This is a genomic window from Streptomyces sp. NBC_01485, from assembly GCF_036227125.1.
GTDB lineage: Bacteria > Actinomycetota > Actinomycetes > Streptomycetales > Streptomycetaceae > Streptomyces.
This window is the reverse complement of record NZ_CP109435.1, coordinates 957,891-974,405: the sequence shown is the minus strand read 5'-3', so window position 1 is coordinate 974,405 and position 16,515 is coordinate 957,891. Positions and strand designations below refer to the sequence as shown.

Below are 16,515 nucleotides of genomic sequence, written 5' to 3'. Positions count from 1 at the left end.
ACGACCCCGACCCCGGACCCCTTCCCACCGTGCGCCGTACGGACCCGTACGGACCCGTACGGCGACCCCACCCACCCCTCCAGGAGACCCGCCATGAGCAACCCCTTCGAGAACGACGACACCGTCCACCTCGTCGTCCGCAACGACGAACTCCAGCACTCGCTGTGGCCGGCCGACCTCCCCGTCCCGGCCGGCTGGGCCACGGTCCACGGCCCGGACGCCCGGCAGGACTGCCTCGACTACGTCGAGCGGCACTGGACGGACATGCGGCCCGCGTCCCTGGTCGCGGCCCTCGCCCAGGACACGGCCCGTGCCTGAGCCCGTACGCCCCCTGCCCGACCCCGGCCCGCCGCCCCCGCCGCCGGCCGGGGCGGCCCCGGCCGCGAACGGCCCCGTGGACACCCTGCGGCGCCTGGTCGCCCAGGTGCTGGGGCTGGCCGCCGACGCCGTCGGCCCGGGCCACGGCTTCACCGAACTCGGCGGCGACAGCATTCAGGCCATCCAGGTCGTCAGCCGTGCCCGGGCGGCCGGGCTGCTGCTCACCACCCGCGACGTCCTGCGCAGTGAGAGCGTCGCCGCGCTCGCCGCCGCCGCCCGCGCGACGGACGGCCCCGGAGCGGGCGAGGGACCCACCGAACCCCCGCGCCGCACCGGCCCGTTGGCCGCGACCCCGATCATGGCGTGGCTCGGCGGCCTCGCCGGCCCCGTCGACACCTACCACCAGTCGCTCGTGGTCCGCACCCCCGCCGGGTTCACCGCCGAGCACGCCGTACGCGTGGTGCGGGCCCTGCTCGACACGCACGACGTCCTGCGGCTCACGGTGCCCGGCGGGGCGGGCGACGCCGCCGCCGGGTGCTCCGTGCCGCCGCCGGACACCGTCGACGCGCGCGCCCTGGTCGAGCACGTCCGCGCGCCCGACGCCGCCGACACCGAGCTGCCCGCCCTCACCACCGACCGGATCCGGGCCGCCCGGCGGCTGCTGTCCCCGGCGGACGGCGTCATGCTGCGCGCCGTACTCGTCGACCGCGGCCCCGGCCGTCAGGGCCGGCTCGCTCTGGTCGTGCACCACCTGGCCGTCGACGGCGTGTCCTGGCGCATCCTCCAGGACGACCTGCGCACCTGCTGGGCGCGGCTCGCCGTGGGCGAGGACCCCGTCCTCGAACCCGCGCCGACACCGTTCGCGCACTGGGCGGACCTGCTGCGCGCCGACGCCACCTCCGGCCGCCGCATGGGCGAGGCGGCGCGCTGGACCGAGACCCTCCGCCCCGCCCCCGAGCCCCTGGGCGGCGTCTGCCCGCTGGACCGGCTCGACGCCGAGACCGCGGACCACCGCCTCACCCTCACCCTGCCCCCGGAGGTGGCCGGGCCGCTGCTCACCGTCGTGCCCGGGGTCGTCAACGGCACCGTCAACGACGTCCTGCTCACCGGGCTGGCCCTCGCGATCCTCGCCTGGCGGCGCCCGGTGACGGGCCCGGCGGACGGCGGCACGGTCCTGGTCGACGTCGAGGGACACGGCCGCGAGGACGTCGCGGGCGCCCCCGACCTGTCCCGGACCGTCGGCTGGTTCACCACCGTGTACCCGGTCCGCTTCGACCTCGGCCGGCCCGACCTCGACGACGCCCGCGCGGGCGGCCCCGCCGCCGGGTCGGTCCTGCGCACGGTCAAGGAGACCCTGCGGGCGGTCCCCGACCACGGCATCGGCCACGGCCTGCTGCGCCACGGCAACAGCCGCACCCGCCCCGTCCTCGCGGCCCGCGGCGTCCCCGAGATCGGCTTCAACTACCTCGGCCGCTTCCCCATGGGCGACACCGCCGACTGGGCCGCAGCCCCCGGGCACGACTTCGCCCTGGACGAGGCCGACGACGGCCTGGCCATGGCCCACGCCGTGGAGGTCAACGCCGCCGCCCACGAGGGCCCCGACGGCCCCACCCTGAGCGCCACCTGGACCTGGGCGGGCAACGCCTGTCCGGCCGACCGGGCGCACGCCCTGGCCCACGAGTGGTTCGCCGTGCTGCGCGCTCTCGTCCGGCACGCGTCCGCGCCCGGCGCCGCCGGACTGACCCCGTCCGACGTGTCCCTGCCCGGCCTCGGCCAGGCCGACCTCGACGCCTTCGAAGCCCAGTTCGGAGAACTGCTGTGATCCCCCTGTCCCATGCCCAGCGCCGCCTGTGGTTCCTGTCCCGCGACGGCGACTCCGGAGGCCTGCACAACATCCCGGTGGGGCTGCGCCTGCGCGGGGATCTCGACCGCGCCGCCCTCACGGCCGCCCTCGCGGACGTGACCGACCGGCACGAAGCCCTGCGCACGGTCTTCCCCCACGAGGACGGCGTCCCCCACCAGCGCGTCCTCGACCCGGGCACCGCCCCGCCCTGCGCGGTCACGGCCGCCCCGGCCGACGAGCACCCGCGCCGTGCGCGGGAGGCCGCGGTGCCCTCCTTTGATCCGGCCACCGAACCGCCGCTGCGCGCCCACCTGTTCACCGACCGCGCGCAGGACCACTACCTGCTGCTCGTCCTGCATCACATCGCGGGCGACGGCGCCTCCCTCGACGTCCTCCTGCGCGACCTGTCCGCCGCCTACACCGCCCGGCTCCTCGGCGGAGAGCCGGACTGGCCCGAACTCCCCGTCCAGTACCCGGACTACGCCCTGTGGCGGCACGACGTCCTCGGCGATCCGGACGACCCGGACTCCGAGCACTCCCGACAGCTCGACCACCGGGCCCGCGCGCTCGCCGGTCTGCCCGAGGAGCACACCCTCCCCACCGACCGGCCCCGCCCCGCCGTCGCCTCCCACCGCGGCGCGGTCGTCACCGCCGAGGCCGGCGCCGCCGCGCACGCCGGTCTCGCCGGCCTCGCCCGCGACCGGCGCGCCACCGTCTTCATGGCCGTCCAGGCGGCGTTCGCCACCCTGCTCACCCGCCTGGGCGCGGGCACCGACCTCGCCCTGGGCTGCCCCGTCGACGGCCGCGAGGACGAGGCGCTGGAACACCTCGTGGGCCTCTTCGTCGACACCGTCGTGGTGCGGGCCGACACCTCGGGCGACCCCGCGTTCACCGACGTCCTCGACCGGGTCCGCGACGCAGCCCTGGACGCCCACGCCTGCCGGGACGTGCCCTTCGACGCCCTGGTGGAACGGCTCAACCCGCTCCGCTCGCCCGGCCGTCACCCCCTGTTCCAGATCGCGGTCGCCGGCCGCCGGGACACGGGCGGCGCACCGGTCCTCCCGGGCCTGCGGGCCCGGACGGAACCCGTGCGCACCGCCACGGCCAAGTTCGACCTGACCCTGGAGGTCGAAGAGCGCCACGACACCGACGGCGGCCGGCCGGCCGGGATCGGCCTCGCCCTCGAATACGCCGCCGACCTGTTCGACGCCGCCACCGCCCAGCGGCTCCTGGACCGGCTGGCCCTCCTCCTCGACGCGGTCGCCGCCGCCCCCGCCGCCCCGATCGCCGCCCACGACCTGCTGACGCCCGAGGAGCGCGCCGCCGTCACGGACGGCTGGCAGGGCCCGCCGGCCGTCCCCCACGACACCACCGTGCACGCCCTCTTCGCCGAACGGGCCGCCGCCCACCCGGACCGGACCGCGGCCGTCTGCGGCGACCGGGAGGCGAGCTACGGCGCACTCGACGCCCTCTCCGACCGGGTGGCGGCCCGGCTCGGCGCGCTCGGGGTGCGCCCCGGCGAGAGGGTGGCCGTCCTCATGGACCGGTCCGTGGAGCTGATCGCCGCCTGCCTGGGCGTGCTGAAGGCCGGGGCGGCGTACCTGCCGCTGGACGCCCGTGCGCCGCGCGCCCGTTCGGCGGCGGTCGTCTCCGGCGCCGGGGCATCGGTCCTCGTCACCGACCCGGGTACGGACACCGACGGCCTCGGCGTCCGCCACACCCTCCGCCTCGGAGCCGGCGACGGCGGGCACGACGGGGACGGCGGTGTCGTGCCGACGGGCACCGTGCGGCCGGCCCGCGCCGACGGGCGTCCCGACGACCTCGCCTACGTGCTGTACACCTCCGGCTCGACCGGCACGCCCAAGGGCGTCGCCGTCGCCCACCGCGAGGTCGTCGCCCTCGCCCTGGACCGGCACTGGCGCGACGGCGCCCACGACCGTGTCCTGTTCCGCTCCCCGCACGCCTTCGACGCCTCCACCTACGAGCTGTGGGTCCCGCTGCTGAACGGCGGGCTCGTGGTCGTCGCTCCGCCCGGCGACCTGGACGTGCCCGGCCTCGCCCGGCTCATCGGCGAACAGCGGGTCACCGGCACCTTCCTGACGGCCACGCTCTTCAACGAACTGGCCGACCGCTGCCCGCAGCGGCTCGGCACGCTGCGCGAGGTGATGACCGGCGGCGAGGCCGCCTCCCCCGCCGCCGTCCGCCGGGTCCGGGAGCACTGCCCGGGCACCACCGTGACCAACGCGTACGGGCCGACGGAGACCACCACGTTCGCCGCGGTCTTCCCCCTCGCCCCCGGGCGCGAGGCCCCGGCCGGACAGGTGCCGATCGGACGCCCCCTGGACGGCACCCGCCTGCACGTCCTCGACGACCGTCTCGCCCCCGTCCCACCCGGCGTCACCGGCGAGCTGTACATCGCCGGGGCCGGTCTCGCCCAGGGCTACCTGGGACGCCCCGGACTCACCGCCGAACGCTTCACCGCCTGCCCGTCCGGCCCGCCCGGCACCCGGATGTACCGCACCGGCGACCTGGCCCGCTGGACGGCGGACGGCCAGATCGAGTACCTCGGCCGCGCCGACCGGCAGATCAAGATCCGCGGCCTGCGCATCGAACCGGCCGAGATCGAGAACGTCCTCGCGGGCCACCCGGACGTGGGCCGGGCCGCGGTCACCGTCGTCCCGACCCCCGCCGGACCCGTCCTCGCCGGCTACGCGGTGCCCGCCGGCGGGAGGCGGCCCGACCCGGTGGCCCTGCGCGAGCACCTGCGGACCGAGCTGCCGGACTGGATGGTCCCCCTGACGGTCACCGTGCTCGACCGCTTCCCGGTGACTGCCAACGGCAAGACCGACCTGGCCGCACTGCCCGCCCCGGGCCCCGCCGCCGGGGAGCGGCTCCACCAGGCACCGAGGAACGACGCCGAGCGGGCGCTCACCGCCCTGTGGGAGCGGATGCTCGGTGCGGAACGGGTCGGCGTCCACGACGACTTCTTCGCCCTGGGCGGGCACTCCCTGCTCGCGACCCGCCTCCTCGCGGAGGTGCGGTCCCTGCTCGGTGCCGCCGTCACCGTCCGCCGGTTCTTCGCGGGACCCACGGTGGCCCAGCTCGCCGAGGCCGCGGCGACGGCCGCCGCGACCACCCCCGCCGACGAGCCCCCGGTCGCCCGCCGGGCCCGCCGCCCCAGCCTCGCCTGACGACCACCACCCAGCCCACCGACCACAGGGAACCACCGTGAGCCGTACCCCTTCCGCCGCCTCCTGCGAGCCCGCCGCCGCGCCGCCCGCCCACTCCGCCGCGCCCGTCCCCCCGGCCGTGTCCAAGGTCGAGGACGTGCTGCCGCTCTCGCCGCTGCAAGAGGGCATCCTCTTCCACGCGTCGTTCGACGAGCGGGAGCGTGACGTCTACGTGGCGCAGCTCCTGCTCGACCTGTCGGGGCCGCTGGACGCCGTACGACTGCGCGTGGCCGCCGACGCCGTGCTGGCGCGGCACGCCAACCTCCGCGCCGGGTTCCTGCGCCGCGCCTCCGGCGAGCCCGCGCAGGTCGTACGGCGCGACGCGCGGGTGCCGTGGGAGGAACGGGACCTCTCCGCGCTGGACGAGGACGGACAGGCCGCCGCCGTGCGGACGCTGCTGGCGCAGGACCGGGCCCGGCGCTTCGACCTGGCACGGCCGCCGCTGCTCCGCCTCACCCTCCTGCGCACCGGACCGCTGAGCCACCGGCTGCTGCTGACCTACCACCACATACTGCTGGACGGCTGGTCCTGGCCCGTGCTGGTCCGCGATCTGCTGGCCCTGCACGACGCAGGGCCGGACGGCGCGCCGCTGCCCCCGGTCACGCCGTACGCGTCGTTCCTGGACTGGCTCGGCACCCGCGACACCGGCGCGGCCCGCGACGCCTGGGGCCGGGCCCTGGCCGGGCTGGCCGGCGGCAGTCGCACCGCGCCCGTCTCGACCGGCCCCTCCGCGCTGCTGCCGCACCGCGTCGAGACCGTCCTCACGCCCGACCTCACCGAGCGGCTCACCGCCGTCGCCCGCGCCCACCGGATCACCCCGGGCACCCTGCTCCAGGGCTCCTGGGCGCTGCTGCTCGCGAACCGGCTCCGCTCCGACGACGTGGTCTTCGGCGCCGTCGTCAGCGGACGCCCCGCCGAACTGCCCGGCGTCGCCGACATCGTGGGTCTGTGCATCAACACGGTGCCGGTCCGGGTCCGCGTCGACCGCACCGAGCCGCTCGTCGGCCTGTTCACCCGGCTCCAGGACGAGCAGGCACGGCTGATCGAACACCACCACCTCGGCCTTCCCGAGATCCAGCGCACCGCCGGGGCCGGTGAGCTGTTCGACTCCTGTGTGGCCTACCAGAACTATCCGGTGGACGCCGCCGGCCTCGCCGCGCTGTCCACGGGCGAGCTGCGCGTGAGCGCCGTCGACCCGCACGACGCGGCGCACTATCCGCTCACCCTGACCGCGATCCCCGGCGAGCGGCTGCGCCTGCAGATCGACCACCGGCCGGACGCCTTCGACACCGCCGACGCGCAGGCCCTGCTGGACTGTCTCGTCCGCCTCCTCGAAGCCGTCGCCGACGACCCGGCCCGCCCGGCCGGCGCGGTGGACCTGCTGTCGGAGGCCGAACGGCGGCGCGTGCTCGTGGAGTTCAACGACACCGTCCGCGACGAGGAGTACGCCGAGGTGACGGACCGGGTGCGGCGCCAGGCCGAGCTGCGGCCGGACGCCGTCGCGGTGACCGACGACGCGGGCCGCGAACTCACCTACGCCGAACTCGTCGCCCGCGCCGACGCCCTCGCCGGGCGGCTGCGCGCGGAAGGGGTGGACGACGGCGCCCTCGTCGCGGTCCTCGGCGAGCCGACCGCCCGGGTGCCCGTCGCCTTCCTCGCCGTCCTCGGCGCCGGGGCCGCCTACGTCCCCCTCGACCCCGTCGGCCCGGTCGCGCGCACCGCCGCTCTGCTGACCGCCGGGGGAGTGCCGTGGCTGCTCACCGCGCCCGAACAGCGGGCGCGCGCCGAGGAGATCGCGGCGGCCGCCGGGCATCCCGTACGGGTGCTGGTCCTCGACGACGGTGCCGGCCGTCCGTCCGGGCAGCCGTCCCGGGACGGCGGCGGGCGCGACGCACTGGCCTACGTCTGCTTCACCTCCGGATCCACCGGCCGCCCCAAGGGCGCCATGGTGCACCGGCGGGGCATGAACAACCACCTGCTCGCCAAGCTCGACGACCTGCGCCTCACCCCCGACGACCGGGTGGTGATGAACGCGCCCCTCACCTTCGACATCTCCGTGTGGCAGATGCTCGCCCCGCTGATCACCGGCGGCCGGGTCCACCTGGTCTCCCGTGACACCGCCCGCGACCCGGACGCCCTGTTCGCCGCCGTCGCCCACCACGGCGTCACCGTCATGGAGACCGTCCCCTCCTTCGTGCGCGCCGCCCTCGACCTGTGGGACTCAGGCGTGCCCGAGCCCGCGCTCCCGGCGCTGCGCTGGTTCGTCGTCAACGGCGAGGTCCTGCCGCCGGAACTGTGCACCCGCTGGTACGACCGCCACCCCGAAGCGGCGATCGTCAACGCCTACGGGCTCACCGAGTGCTCGGACGACAACACGCACGCCGTCATCGGCCGGGACGTGACCGGCCTGCTCGAACAGGGCCGGCTGCCGGTCGGCAGGCCGCTGCGCAACAACCGGCTCTACATCCTCGATCCGTCGCTCGCGCCCGTGCCGCCCGGCGTCCCCGGCGAGCTCTTCATCGCGGGCACCGGCGTCGGGCCCGGCTACCTGGGCGAGCCCCGCCGCAGCAGCGAGCGCTACGTCCCCGACCCGTTCGCCGGCGAGCCCGGCGCCCGCATGTACCGCACCGGCGACCTGGCCCGGCTGCGCGCCGACGGCCAGCTGGACTTCCTCGGACGCCAGGACCACCAGGTCAAGGTCCGCGGCAACCGCATCGAACTCGGCGAGGTGGAGACCGCGTTGCGGGCCGTGCCGGGCGTGGGGGACGCGGTGGTGACCGTGGACCGGGACGGCGCCGGACAGCAGCGGCTCGTCGGCTGGTTCACCGGAGAGGCGGACGCCGACGGCATCCGCGCGGCGCTGTCGCGGAGTCTGCCGAACTACATGGTGCCCTCGCTGCTGCTGCCGCTGCCCGCCCTGCCGCTGACCACCAACGGCAAGATCGACCGCAAGGCCCTGCCCGACCCGGCGGACCTCGCCCGGCCAGCCGGACGCGCCCCGGCGAACGCCGTCGAACAGACGGTCTGCGCCCACTTCGGAGCCGTACTCGGCCTCGCCGCCGCCGGACCCGACGACGACTTCTTCGCCCACGGCGGCCACTCCCTCCTCGCCGCCCGGCTGACCGGACGGCTGCGCACCGAACTCGGCGCGCACCTGACCATCCGCGACCTCTTCGAGACCCCCACCCCGGCCGGCATCGCGGCCCGTCTGACGGCCGCCCCCGCCCCGGCCCGCCCGGCGCTGCGCCCACGCGCCCGCGACCGTGCCTGACGCCCGCCCGGCAGCACCGACCAGGAGACAGACCCTGATGAACCCCGACGACATCCCCGTCCCCCTGCGCATCGCGCGGCAGGCGGGCCGGACGCCCGACGCGACGGCCGTGAGCGCACCCGAGGGCGAGCTGACCTACCGCCGGCTCGACCGGCGGGCCCGTGCCGTCGCCGGGGAGCTGCGCGCCGCCGGCGCGGGCCCCGAGGACACCGTGCTCGTCGGGGTGGGCCGGGGCGGCGACTGGGCCGTCGCCGTCCTGGGCGTCTGGTACGCCGGCGCCGCGCCGCTGCTCGTCGACCCCGCCGCCCCCGAAGAACGGCTGCGCGCCCTGCTGGCCGCCACCGGCACCCGGCACGCGGTCGTCACCGGCCACGCGACCGCGGCCGGACTCCAACGCCGGTGCGGCGAGGAACTGTTCTGGGCGGGGACCCGGGGCGACGCCCATGGCGCCGGACCCGAACCGGCCGCCGTCGCCCCCGGGTCGCTCGCCTACGTCCTGTTCACCTCCGGCTCGACCGGCAGGCCCAAGCCGGTCGCCGTCGGCCACGCGGGCCTGGCCCGGCAGACCGGCGTGCTCGCCGAGCGCTACGGCCTGACCGCCGCCGACCGGGTGCTCCAGTTCGCCGCGCCCGCCTTCGACGTGTCACTGGAGGAGGCCCTGCCCACCTGGTGCACGGGCGGCACGGCCGTGTTCGTCGACGACAACGTGGTCTCGCCCGCCGAACTGGAGCCCTTCCTCACCGAACGGGCCGTCACCCTCGTCAACCTGCCCACCCCGTACTGGACGCAGTGGGCCAAGGACGTCGAACGCCGGCCCCGGCCGCTGCCGGCCGCCCTGCGCCACGTGGTCATCGGCAGCGACGCGGGCCGCACCGCCGACCTGGTCCGCTGGTACGCGGCCGGCGGGCCGCCCGTCACCAGCGCCTACGGCCTCACCGAGTCGACGATCACCGCCACCTGCCACGAGGCGCACGCCGGGGCGCTCGCAGGCACCGCCGACGAGGTCATCCCGCTCGGGGTGCCGCTGCCCGGGGTGCGCGCCTACGTCCTGGACGAGGCGCTGCAGCGCACGGCGGACGGCGAGGCCGGCGAACTGTACCTCGCGGGGTCCTGTCTGGCCCGCGGCTACCACGACCGGCCCGCCCTGACCGCCGAGCGGTTCGTCGCCGACCCGTTCGCCGCCGGGCCGGGGGAGCGGATGTACCGGACGGGGGACCGGGTCACGCGCGCCCCGGACGGCACGCTGCGCTTCCTGGGCCGCGCCGACGACCAGGTCAAGATCCGCGGTCACCGGGTGGAGCTCAAGGAGGTCGAGACCGCCGTCGCCGCTCACCCGGACGTGGTGGACGTCGTCGCCCGCGCCGTACGGCACGGGGGCGAGCCCCAGGTGGCGGCCTACGTCGCCGCCGCCCCCGGACGGCCGCTGGACGCCGCCGAGTTGCGGCGGCACGTGGCCGCGCGGGTGCCGGGCCATCTCGTCCCGGCCCGGGTGTGCGTCCTGCCCCGGCTCCCGCGCACCCCGGGCGGCAAGCTCGACGTGCGCGCCCTGCCGGACCCGTTCCCCCCGGAGGCGGCGGCCGTGGAACCGCCGCTCCCCGAGCTCGTCTGAACCACCGCCCGACCGCCCGACCGCCCGACCGCCCGACCGCCTGACCGCCCGGACGGGTCCGGCCCCGGACCCCTCCCCGCCCACCAGACAAGGAACCCCGTGTCCCAGCCCACCGCCGCCCCCGATCCCACCGTCGGCGCGGACTCCGCCTCCGGGCCGGACGGCCCCGAGCCCTCCCCGCGGCAGCGGCGCGACTTCCGCCGGTTCATGGCCTCGCACGTGTGCAACGAACTCGGCAACAGCGTCACGTACGTGGCCCTGCCGCTCACCGCCGTGCTCACGCTGCACGCCTCCGCGTGGCAGGCCGGTCTGCTCGCCGCCGCCGAGAACGCCGCGTTCCTGCTGCTCGGACTGCCGGCCGGCGCCTGGGTCGACCGGATGCGGCGCCGCGACGTCATGATCGCCGCCGACCTGGCGCGGGCCGTGCTGCTCACCGCGGTGCCGGTGGCCTGGCTGCTGGACGCCCACTCCATGCCGCTGCTGTACAACGTCGCCCTGCTGCTGGGCTGCGCGCGGCTGTTCGGCGACGTGGCCGACCAGAGCTATCTGCCCGCCCTGGTCGGCAAGTCGACGCTGATCGAGGGCAACTCGCGTCTGGAGACCGTGCGTTCGGGCGCCGAACTGGCCGGCCCCGGCGCGGCGGGCTTCCTCGTCCAACTCCTCGGACCGGCCGGCACCCTGGCCGGGCAGGCCGTCACCTCCCTCATCTCCGCGGTCCTGCTGGGCCGCATCGAGGCGAGGGAGGAACGGCCCGCCCCGGCACCGTCCGGGCGCGGCGGCCTCTGGCCGGAGATCAGGGAAGGACTCCACCACGTCCTGGGCCACCGCGTGCTGCGCCTGATCGCGCTCAGCACGGCATCGGTGAACCTCTTCCTCAGCGGCATCTTCGCCCTGGAGACACTGTTCCTGACCCGCACCGTCGGCCTGCCGCCCGCGGCGGTCGGCTGGGTGCTCGCCACGGCCGCGCTCGGCTCGGTCCTCGCCGCGCTCGTCACGCAGCGGCTCTCCCGCCGGCTGGGCGCGGCCCGGCTGACGTGGCTGTCCCTGCTGGCCGCCATGCCCTTCGGCCTGCTGCTCCCGCTGGCCGGGGAGGGCTGGCGGACGGGCCTGTTCGTCCTGGGCGCGCTGGTGCAGTCGGCGGGCGTGACCACGTACAACATCTGCCAGGTCGCCTACCGGCAGACCGTCTGCCCGCCGCACCTGCTCGGCCGGATGACGGCCACCATGCGGTTCCTGGTGTGGGGAGTGCTGCCGGTGAGCGGTCTGCTGGCCGGTGCCCTCGGTGAACTGGCGGGTGTGCGCGGCGCGTTGTGGATCCTGACGGTTGGGCTGACGCTCACCCCGCTGATCCTGCTGTGCTCGCCGCTGCGGCGGATGCGCGACTTCGACGAGGCCCCGGCTCAGTAGCCGGGGCCGTACCCCAACTGGAAGGCCAGGTGGGCCAGTTGGATGCGGTTGACCGAGCCGGTCTTGCCGCGCAGCCGGCGCACGTAGGTGTCGACCGTGTGCGGGCTGAGCCCCATGCGGCGGGCGATGATCCGGTAGGTGCACCCCTGCGCGAGATGCGCCAGGACCTCCTCCTCGCGGGGCGAGAGCGCGGCGGGACGGAGTGCCGGCGGGGCGGTCTCGGACATGGCGGACTCCAGTGGGGTGGGGACGGGCTCCCGAGCGGCGACGGGAACTGTTGCGGCTGAAATCGCTCTCAACGGGATTTTCTTCGCGGAAGTGCCGGTGTTCACTCTGCTCCTTCAGGTATCCACAGCGGCGTCGCGCAAGCCGACTCGCCGCCGAAGCTGCTCATGAGCAGCCTTTCCGCTTGCTTATGCTGACGCCAGGGGGCAGGCACCTCACCAAGGTGCCTGGCAGCAAAGCGACCCGGGGTGAAGGCATGCAAAATGGGGCAAGGGTGTCATCGGATCTCAATGACGTGGACCTCGACGTCTACGGCTGGGTGCTCGAGCACCGCACGATCGGGGTGGACACCGTCGCCGCGGGCACCGGACACGCTCCGCAGGAGGTCCGGCTCAGCGTGGAGCGGCTGCTCGGCGCCCAGCTGCTGCATCGCAGCCCGGAGGGCGACTCCGTGGCCTTCGCGGTGGCGCCGGACACCGCCGTCTCCCGCCTCTCCGCGCCGCTGGAGGAGGAGATACGCGCACGTCAGCGGGAGATAGGCGGGATACGCGAGGATCTCGGGCGCTTCCTGCCCCACTACCTCCAGCGCCGTTCCGGGGGCGAGGCGCTGGAGGTGCTGGAGAACGTCGAGGACGTGCGCGGCGCGCTGAACCTCGCCTCGGACCGGTGCCGGCGCGAGGTCCTCACCAGTCAGCCCGGCGGCGGCAGCCGGGTGCCCGAGGCGATGCAGGAGGCGCTCAGGCGGGACGAGGACATGCTGCGCAGGGGCATCTCCATGCGCAGCCTCTACCACCACACCGCCCGGTTCAACGGCCCCAGCCAGGCCTACGTGGCCGCCGCCTCGGCGCTCGGCGCGCAGTACCGCACCGCGCACGAACTCTTCGGCCGGCTCATCGCCTTCGACCGCGAGCTGGCGTTCATCCCCGTGCCGGACGGCAGTTGGGGCGCCGTGGTGATCCGGGAGCCCGCCACCGTCGCGTACCTCTGTGACATCTTCGACCAGACCTGGGACCACGCCACCCCCTTCTCCAACGCCGTCGGCCAGGGGCTGGAGGAGGTCGCCCGCGAGATCCACGAAACGATCATCCGGCTTCTCGCGGCCGGACTGAAGGACGAGGCCATCGCCCGACGGCTCGGCATGTCCCTGCGCACCGCGCGCCGGCACATCGCCGACATCATGGAGGAACTCGGCGCCGGGAGCCGCTTCCAGGCGGGAGCCGCCGCCGCGGCCCGAGGCCTGCTGGACGACCCGGAGGCCGCACAGCCGGCCCCGGAGGCCGCTGCGGACTGACCCCGTCGCCCCGCCCCGCCGCCCGGAACCGGCTTCCCCCTCCGCCGCCCGTCGCCCCGTCATGTGGCGGAGCGGACCGCGTGTCACGGGATTCGGGGAACGCGTTCTCGTGGCTGGTACGCACCCTGAGCGATGGACGATGCTTCCCCGACGGGGTCGCGGCACGCGGCCCCGTCGCGCACGGCGGACGCGGTGCGCAGGCGAGCCATGCACAGACTGAGGGGCGCACGATGAACATGCCGTTCGACGGGACGGCGGGATCTCCGGAGGGCCGTCCGCAGGTCCGGGCCGTCCACCGACCCGCAGACCCGGCCGAGGCGTACCTGCGGGAGGTCGCCCTCTTCGTGGCGCTCCACCTGGGCCGCGCCCCGGGCGTCCTGTGGCCGGAACACGACCATCCGCTGCTCGGCGACGGCGACGGCGCCGACGACGGCGAGGACCCGGCGGCGACGCCCGATCTGGACGCACTCGCCGCCCAGATCGCCGCCGCGACCCGTCTCCCGGCCCGGCCCGCCCCCGTCGGCGTCCCGCCCGGCCATCTGCTGGTCCATCAGATCGCGGGCGCGGCCACCTGGAACATCGCCGGCGCCGGCGCCGACGGGCAGGGCGCCTCGCTCCGCTACCGCCTGCGCGTGGGCGAGGTGCTGTACGTCCCCGACGGCTGGTCGCGTACCGCCGAACCCGCCGCCGACGCCCGCTGGACGGTCGTCGTCCTCGCCCCGGACGGGCCGGATCGGCCGTGACGGGCTGACGGGCAGGGATCCCGGACTCGAACGAACGGAAGGAGGCGCCCCAGGGGGGCGCCTCCTTCCGTTCGTTCACCGGGCTCCGCGCACCGGTCAGCCGCCCCAGGAGGTGTCGGTCGGGGGCTTCGGGCGGCCCGAGCCGCCCGGCCTCGTGCCGCCCGTCGTCGGGGGGTGCACCACGGGCCGGACGACGGGCGGGTCGTCCGCCATGATCCGGGTGGTGGCCCCGTCGGACGGCGCGGTCGCCGCGGTCCCCGTCAGAACGGCGGTCAACGCTGCGGCCACGGTGCACACGGCCAGTACGAGACGCTTCGTCATGTTGTTCCCCCAGCAGGGCGATGGGCCGGCCCGGAGATGGTCGTCCCGGGCCGTTCGGTCGGTGTCGTGCGGGACCAACCCTGCCGCCAAGATCACCCCGTAGCGGTCCGACCTGCCGCTCATCAAGCTGCCTGACTCTAAAGTGAGGGGTGACGAACCTCCGCATTCGGCGCGGAACGGTCGGCGGTCGGGGCGTTTCGAGGCGGCGGCACGTCCAACTCCCGCCACACACGGAACACCAGGGGCGTCAGAGTGACCCCGAGATAGACCACCCCGGTCGCCAGCAGCGCGGGCGTCAGACCCCAGCCGTCCAGCACCGGTCCCGCACCCAGCATGCCCAGCGGCGTGGCCGCCAGAGCGCAGGCGGTGAGCATGCCGAAGACCCGGCCGCGCACCGCCTCGGGCACCCGCTCGTAGGCGACGGACATCATCAGCGGAGCGAGCGCCCCCGACCCCAGACCCGACAGGGCCAGCAGCGACAGCAGCGCCCAGGGCGGCGGCCCGGCGGCGAGCGTCGCGCACCGCACCGCGCCGACCAGGAGGAACGCGCCGACGAACAGGGCCCGGCGCGGCAGCCGGCGCCCGACCCGGACGTACAGGGCCGCCCCCAGCAGGGCACCTGCCCCGATCGCGGTGACCATGGCCCCGAACAGCGCGCTGCTGTCCAGCACCCGCGTGCCGTACGCCGGGTACAGGACCCCGTTGAGCGCGCCGTCCAGCGCGTTGGTCACCAGCAGCACGGCCGTCACCGCCCGCACCGGCGGGTCGCCGCTCAGGTACGCCCAGCCCGCCCGCAGGTCCGCCAGGTACGACGCCCCCGCCCCGCCGGGGTCGGGCGACCGGGGTGCGGGCGGCACCAGCGCCGCCACCAGCAGACAGCACAGCAGGGCCGCGCCCACATCCGCGCACAGGGTGCGCACCGGCCCGACGGCGGCGATGAGCAGACCCGCCAGCGGCGCCCCGGCCATCAGACCGATCCGGCGCGCGCAGGCACGCAGGCCTCGCCCGCCACCGCGCAGCCGCCTGGGAAGGACAACGGCGCCGCGCGGAGCCGGAAGCCGCTGCGGGGGAAGTCACGGCGGCCGGTATGGGCGGCGACGAACCGTCGCTCGCCGAGGTCTTCGAGGTGATCGAGCGGCGCTTCGCCGAGCCGCGCTCGCCGCGCCAGGTCGCCGACAGCATCGGATGACGCCGAGTCGCCTGACGACCGTGGTCCACCGCCGTAACGGCCGTACCGTCGGCGAGGTCGACCGCCGGGCGGCCTACCCGAGGTCAGCGGCGATTCCCTTGTAGGTCGCCCCGGGCGTGGACTGGTTCAGGTCTGTGTTCAGGTGAGGCCGACTTCGACAAGATCAAGACGGTTCGCGCAACCGCCATGCCATGGGAGGCGGCGACGTACTGCCACCGTGCGACGCTGCCGACCGCCCTCCGTCCCGACCCCTTGCTTCACCTATCGAATCTCGATAGATTCCCATCGTGATTCGATGGAAGGATGGGTCGTGGGAAAGCTGACGGTGCGTGCGCTGCGCGCCCTGCTCGTGGTGGTGCTCGCCGGCACCGTGTTCGTGCAGGCATTGATGGTGTGGACACTGGTCAGCGGGAGCGACCCGGAGGACGGGTCGCTCCCGCTGACCGCGCTGCGCGTGATCACGATCTCGGGCATGGTGTCGGTCCAGGTCGCCCTGGTCTGCGTATGGCGGCTGGTGACGATGGTGCGACGCGGAACCGTGTTCTCCCACGCCGCCTTCCGGTACGTGGACGGCGTGATCGGCGCGATCGTGGCGGCTGCCCTCGTGTGGTTCGCGGTCACGGCCGTCAACGCGCCGGGCCAGCGGGACGACCCGGGCGTCACCGTCATCATGGGCGGGGTCGGCGTGGCCATCCTGGGGGTCGCGCTCATCGTGCTCGTGCTGCGGACGCTGCTCGCCCAGGCCGTCGCGCGCGACGTCGAAGCGGCGCAGATGCAGGCCGAGCTGGACGAGGTGATCTGATGCCGATCACCGTCGACATCGACGTGATGCTGGCCAGGCGGAAGATGTCCGTGGGCGAGCTCGCGGACCGCGTGGGGATCACTCCCGCCAACCTGGCGGTACTCAAGAACGGCCGCGCCAAAGCGGTGCGCTTCGCGACGCTCGCCGCGCTCTGCGAGGTGCTCACGTGCCAGCCGGGCGACCTGCTGCGCTGGGAGGCCGAGGACGCCGCAGCCGACTGACGTGCCCTTCCAGGATCATGGAGTTCTCGACGCCCCGTGATCCTG

At 75.5% G+C, this 16,515-nt stretch carries 13 protein-coding genes; 10 read left to right on the top strand and 3 right to left on the bottom strand.

Features of this window, described 5'->3' with window-relative positions:
* Positions 1-93: 93 nt before the first annotated feature.
* The 6 genes from OG352_RS03975 to OG352_RS03950 all read left to right on the top strand — a co-directional run bounded on the left by OG352_RS03975 (position 94) and on the right by OG352_RS03950 (position 11,678).
* Positions 94-318, top strand: coding sequence for an MbtH family protein (locus tag OG352_RS03975; RefSeq protein WP_329214369.1), 225 nt, complete (start codon positions 94-96; stop codon positions 316-318).
* A complete protein-coding gene (locus tag OG352_RS03970) occupies positions 311-2,140 on the top strand; it encodes a condensation domain-containing protein (RefSeq protein ID WP_329214367.1) in 1,830 nt (609 codons plus the stop codon). The genes OG352_RS03975 and OG352_RS03970 overlap by 8 nt, the downstream gene beginning before the upstream one ends.
* Positions 2,137-5,352, top strand: coding sequence for a non-ribosomal peptide synthetase (locus tag OG352_RS03965; protein WP_329214365.1), 3,216 nt, complete (start codon positions 2,137-2,139; stop codon positions 5,350-5,352). The genes OG352_RS03970 and OG352_RS03965 overlap by 4 nt, the downstream gene beginning before the upstream one ends.
* Positions 5,353-5,389: 37 nt before the next feature.
* Complete coding sequence (locus OG352_RS03960) at positions 5,390-8,662, top strand: non-ribosomal peptide synthetase (RefSeq protein WP_329214363.1); 3,273 nt, start codon at positions 5,390-5,392, stop codon at positions 8,660-8,662.
* A gap of 37 nt (positions 8,663-8,699) precedes the next feature.
* Entirely contained in the window at positions 8,700-10,271 is a 1,572-nt protein-coding gene (locus tag OG352_RS03955; protein ID WP_329214361.1) for an amino acid adenylation domain-containing protein, read from the top strand.
* A gap of 99 nt (positions 10,272-10,370) precedes the next feature.
* On the top strand, positions 10,371-11,678 hold the full coding sequence (locus OG352_RS03950) for an MFS transporter (protein WP_329214359.1): 1,308 nt from the start codon (positions 10,371-10,373) through the stop codon (positions 11,676-11,678).
* Here the strand turns inward: OG352_RS03950 and OG352_RS03945 are convergent.
* Entirely contained in the window at positions 11,672-11,905 is a 234-nt protein-coding gene (locus tag OG352_RS03945; protein WP_329214357.1) for a response regulator transcription factor, read from the bottom strand. The two genes, OG352_RS03950 and OG352_RS03945, sit on opposite strands and share 7 nt — an antisense overlap.
* A 272-nt stretch (positions 11,906-12,177) precedes the next feature.
* Here OG352_RS03945 and OG352_RS03940 point away from each other — a divergent pair, with 272 nt between their 5' ends.
* Positions 12,178-13,194: a helix-turn-helix transcriptional regulator gene (locus tag OG352_RS03940; protein ID WP_329214355.1), complete on the top strand. Its 1,017-nt coding sequence runs from the start codon at positions 12,178-12,180 to the stop codon at positions 13,192-13,194.
* Between the two features lie 230 nt (positions 13,195-13,424).
* Positions 13,425-13,937: a hypothetical protein gene (locus OG352_RS03935; RefSeq protein WP_329214353.1), complete on the top strand. Its 513-nt coding sequence runs from the start codon at positions 13,425-13,427 to the stop codon at positions 13,935-13,937.
* Positions 13,938-14,033: 96 nt separating this feature from the next.
* Here OG352_RS03935 and OG352_RS03930 read toward each other — a convergent pair whose 3' ends face one another.
* Positions 14,034-14,258, bottom strand: coding sequence for a hypothetical protein (locus OG352_RS03930; protein WP_329214351.1), 225 nt, complete (start codon positions 14,256-14,258; stop codon positions 14,034-14,036).
* 137 nt (positions 14,259-14,395) lie between these two features.
* Entirely contained in the window at positions 14,396-15,226 is an 831-nt protein-coding gene (locus OG352_RS03925; RefSeq protein ID WP_329214349.1) for an MFS transporter, read from the bottom strand.
* A 531-nt stretch (positions 15,227-15,757) separates the two neighbouring features.
* On the opposite strand from OG352_RS03925, the gene OG352_RS03920 reads away from it, so the two are divergent.
* A complete protein-coding gene (locus tag OG352_RS03920) occupies positions 15,758-16,249 on the top strand; it encodes a DUF2975 domain-containing protein (RefSeq protein ID WP_329214346.1) in 492 nt (163 codons plus the stop codon).
* Positions 16,249-16,470: a helix-turn-helix domain-containing protein gene (locus OG352_RS03915; RefSeq protein WP_329214344.1), complete on the top strand. Its 222-nt coding sequence runs from the start codon at positions 16,249-16,251 to the stop codon at positions 16,468-16,470. Before OG352_RS03920 ends, OG352_RS03915 begins: the two co-directional genes overlap by 1 nt.
* The last annotated feature ends 45 nt before the right edge of the window (positions 16,471-16,515 follow it).

Excerpts from the sequence above, each read along its gene's own strand:
- OG352_RS03975 (WP_329214369.1), top strand. The coding sequence starts at position 94 with ATGAGCAACCCCTTCGAGAACGACGACACCGTCCACCTCGTCGTCCGC.
- OG352_RS03935 (WP_329214353.1), top strand. The coding sequence starts at position 13,425 with ATGAACATGCCGTTCGACGGGACGGCGGGATCTCCGGAGGGCCGTCCG.
- OG352_RS03955 (WP_329214361.1), top strand. The coding sequence starts at position 8,700 with ATGAACCCCGACGACATCCCCGTCCCCCTGCGCATCGCGCGGCAGGCG.
- OG352_RS03930 (WP_329214351.1), bottom strand. The coding sequence starts at position 14,258 with ATGACGAAGCGTCTCGTACTGGCCGTGTGCACCGTGGCCGCAGCGTTG.
- OG352_RS03925 (WP_329214349.1), bottom strand. The coding sequence starts at position 15,226 with ATGGCCGGGGCGCCGCTGGCGGGTCTGCTCATCGCCGCCGTCGGGCCG.
- OG352_RS03945 (WP_329214357.1), bottom strand. The coding sequence starts at position 11,905 with ATGTCCGAGACCGCCCCGCCGGCACTCCGTCCCGCCGCGCTCTCGCCC.
- OG352_RS03915 (WP_329214344.1), top strand. The coding sequence starts at position 16,249 with ATGCCGATCACCGTCGACATCGACGTGATGCTGGCCAGGCGGAAGATG.